The sequence below is a fragment of the Anaerosinus sp. genome (genome assembly GCF_965318445.1).
The window spans coordinates 1-3,759 of the sequence record NZ_CBDNNH010000015.1 but is presented as its reverse complement, the minus strand read 5'-3'; the positions used below and the strand labels follow the sequence as shown (position 1 = coordinate 3,759).

Here is a 3,759-nt window from a genome sequence, read left to right as displayed (position 1 = left end):
TTAGGAGTAAAGACTATATGATACTTACACAGCCATTTGGTATGTGCTAAGCTATTCGTTTTAGTTGTCATAAAATCACCTTTCCTTTCGTATTATATTAGTCTGAACAACTATATTATACACCCGGAAAGGTGATTTTTTAGTATAACTATCGTTTCCGCACCCGCATAGCGGGTGGTTTATTATGAAGTATGCACACATACTTCACAGGCTTAAGCCCATAAGAAAAGATGCACAATCATACTGTGCATCCTTGTATAAATAATTATCAACTTTTTATCCATTTTTTATTATTCAGCGTTTTTTAAAGGTTTTATATTCCAAAATGTAATATTCATGACAACTACGACAATTAAAATAATAGCTAGCGAAACCCAAAATCCCATATCTATTCCTAATAATTCAGTACAGTTAAAAAGTGTATTCCATATACTATTCCAGTTCATTTTTAAGCCCCCTTTTATAAAAGTTCACCGAAGTGGCGTACATATGCTTTCTTTATACTAGTTGCTAACAACATGTAAAGTACGATACATGGTATTAGGTAGATAAAGTAAACAGCAGGTAGTGCAACAAATCCAAGCATTGTTCCAATTGATGTAAATGGAATAATTGTTAACACTGCTATTCCTGTGAAAGTCAGTACACATACTGGTAGTGATGCACGACTTTCGATAAATGGCAATTTTGGTGTACGTATCATATGGATAACAAGTGTTTGGCTCCACATAGATTCTACAAACCATCCTGCTTGGAACATAGCAATATAGTTAAATTGCATTTGTGCTAGCTCTGCTCCACTATAAACACTTGCTAAATCGTTGTATAATACCCCATGTGACACAAACATTGGGCAGAATATAAAGTACATGAAAATATATGTTGTCCAGTCAAATATTGAACTTGTTGGTCCAATCCATATCATAAATTTCCCAACAGACGAAGCATCCCATTTACGAGGAATTCTTAAAAATTCTTTATCGACATTATCCCAAGGGATAGCCGTACAAGATAAATCATAAATAAGATTTAAGAATATTAATTGAATGCTCATCATTGGAAGGAATGGAAGTAAAGCAGATGCTGCTAATACTGAAAACATATTTCCAAAATTAGAAGATGCAGTCATTTTAATGTATTTAATCATGTTTACGTAAGTTTTTCTACCTTCGATAATTCCTTGTTCTAAAACCATTAAATCTTTTTCAAGTAATATGATATCTGCACTTTCTTTTGCAATGTCGACCGCTGTGTCGACAGATATTCCGATATCTGCACTTTTCATTGCTGCAGCATCATTGATACCATCCCCCATAAATCCAACTGTATGTCCATTTTCACGAAGCACAGATACAATTCTAGATTTTTGGTCTGGTGTTAATTTTGCAAATACATCTGTAGTTTCAGCTACGTTTGCAAGATCTTCATCTGTCATATTATTGATGTCTGAGCCTAGTAGCATATTACGTACTTCTAATCCGACTTGTTTACATACTGTACGAGTTACTTTTTCGTTATCTCCAGTTAAAATTTTTGTAGCAACTCCGTATTCTTTCAATGCACAAATTGCATGTGAAGTTGATTCTTTTGGTGGATCTAAAAATGCAAGATATCCAAGTAGTACCATGTCACATTCATCTTTTACTCCAAAAGCTCCAACAGGTGATGGATTGCTTTTTTGAGCAATACCAAGTACTCTAAACCCTTTATCATTTAATTCATCTACTGTTTTTAAAATTCGTTTACACAATGTACCTGTCAATTCTTGTACGCTTCCATCACATTCAACATGTGAGCAGATTGATAGCATTTCTTCAACTGCACCTTTTGTAACCATTTGTGTCTTTCCGTTAGCATCTTCTACAACAGTAGATAAACGACGACGGTTGAAGTCAAAAGGAATTTCATCAACTTTTTTGTAGTGTTCAGAAAGATCAGTTAGTTGAGGATTTTCACTTTCCGCTTCTTCAGTTTTATTGATAATAGCTAAGTCTATTAGATTTTTATATCCTGTTTGGAAATAGCTGTTTAGATAAGCATGACGAAGCACACGCAGATCTTCATCACCGTTAACGTTAAGATGGTATTCTAAAACTACTTTATCTTGAGTTAAAGTACCAGTTTTGTCAGTACATAAAACATCCATAGCTCCAAAGTTTTGGATAGAATTTAAATTTTTAACTATAGTTTGTTTTTTACTCATTGCCACAGCACCTTTTGCAAGGCATGTTGTAACTATCATTGGCAACATTTCTGGTGTTAGGCCGACTGCGATAGAGATTCCAAATAAAAATGCGCTTAGCCAGTCACCTTTTGTTATTCCGTTTACAAAGAATACGACAGGTACTAAAACTAACATAAATCGGATAAGTACCCAAGAAACAGCATTCACACCTTTTGTGAAGTTTGTTTCTACTGCTTCCTTAGCAACTGATGCAGTCATTGAACCGAATAAAGTTGAATCACCCACAGAAATTACAACAGCAGTTGCACTTCCTGATATTACATTACTTCCCATAAATGCGATATTTCTATATTCAGTAATAGCATATCTTTCTTCATCAGAGCTTCCGATTTTTTCGATTGGTTCACTTTCTCCAGTTAAACTCGCTTGGCTTACAAATAAATCTTTTGCATCCAAGATTCTAACATCTGCTGGTATCATATCCCCTGCTGATAAATGCACGATATCTCCTACAACAACGTCATCCAGTTTTATTTCCTGTTTTTCTTGTTCTTTTCTTGTCACTGTGCAAGTTGTTGTAATCATGTCCAATAATTTTTCAGCAGCATCTCCACTTCTTGATTCTTGGACAAAGCGAAGTGTTCCAGAAATCAAAACCATTGCCACGATAATAACTACTGTTACGCAGTTGAAGTCTTCTGGGCTACTTCCGAATAATGAAAAATAAGGGAATAACATATCTGTTACACATGATACAATTGCTAGGCAAAGTAAAATTGCTGTAAATGGGTTTACAAAAGCATCTAAAATATTAGCTATTAAAGATTTTTTCTTTTCATGTGTCACCTTATTTGTTCCGTATTTGGCTCTGTGCTCTGAAACATCAGAAGGATCTAATCCTCTCATTGTTGTTTCTAATGAATCTAATACTGATTTTATTGGTTCAATTGCTGCAAAGTGAATTCTTAATTCTTGTTCATATTTTAAAGTTTGATTTTCTGATGCTTGATTAGCATTCATATTGTTTCGTATTTTTTTGTTTTTCATTTTAATTACCTCCTTGTGAGAAGCAATCCTTTTTCTTATTCTGTTTTAATTTTACCGGGTTGCTCCACTATTTTTTTGCTTACTATCAGGGTCCATATATTCATCTCACTCCTTTCCTCATTTACTGCTTTAGTATAAATAAAAAACGCAAGAAATCCCATTGCGAAATTCTTGCGTTTTTCTTGCTATATATTTAGTTTTATAAATTATCATTGAACTTATACCCTATTCCCCAAATTGTCAAAATGTAAATTGGAGCATCGGGATTAGGTTCTATTTTCTTTCTTAATTTTCTTATAAAAGCCATGATATTACTGTCATCCAAAAGATACTCACCATCCCAAACAGCTTTATAAATCTGTTCTTTTGTAAGAACTTCTCCTCTATTTTTAGCAAGAAATAGTAGTATATCGTATTCCTTTGGTGTAAGCGAAATATCTTTATTTTCGCGAAGTACCCTTCTTTCCTTGGGTTTTATCAAAAGTTCTCCAAATTGCATTACATCAAATGAGTAATCTTCATAAACA

The 3,759-nt window shown here is 33.7% G+C and carries 3 protein-coding genes; all 3 read right to left on the bottom strand.

Annotated elements, in window-relative coordinates; genetic code table 11:
• Positions 1-290 precede the first annotated feature (290 nt).
• Complete coding sequence (locus tag ACWZFG_RS07015) at positions 291-446, bottom strand: hypothetical protein (RefSeq protein ID WP_455577297.1); 156 nt, start codon at positions 444-446, stop codon at positions 291-293.
• Between the two features lie 14 nt (positions 447-460).
• The gene (gene mgtA, locus ACWZFG_RS07010; protein ID WP_455577296.1) at positions 461-3,205 is read right to left on the bottom strand and encodes a magnesium-translocating P-type ATPase; all 2,745 of its coding nucleotides are present in this window, start codon (positions 3,203-3,205) and stop codon (positions 461-463) included.
• A gap of 226 nt (positions 3,206-3,431) precedes the next feature.
• Positions 3,432-3,759: winged helix-turn-helix domain-containing protein (locus ACWZFG_RS07005; protein ID WP_455577295.1), on the bottom strand; the 328-nt coding region annotated here is incomplete at its 5' end.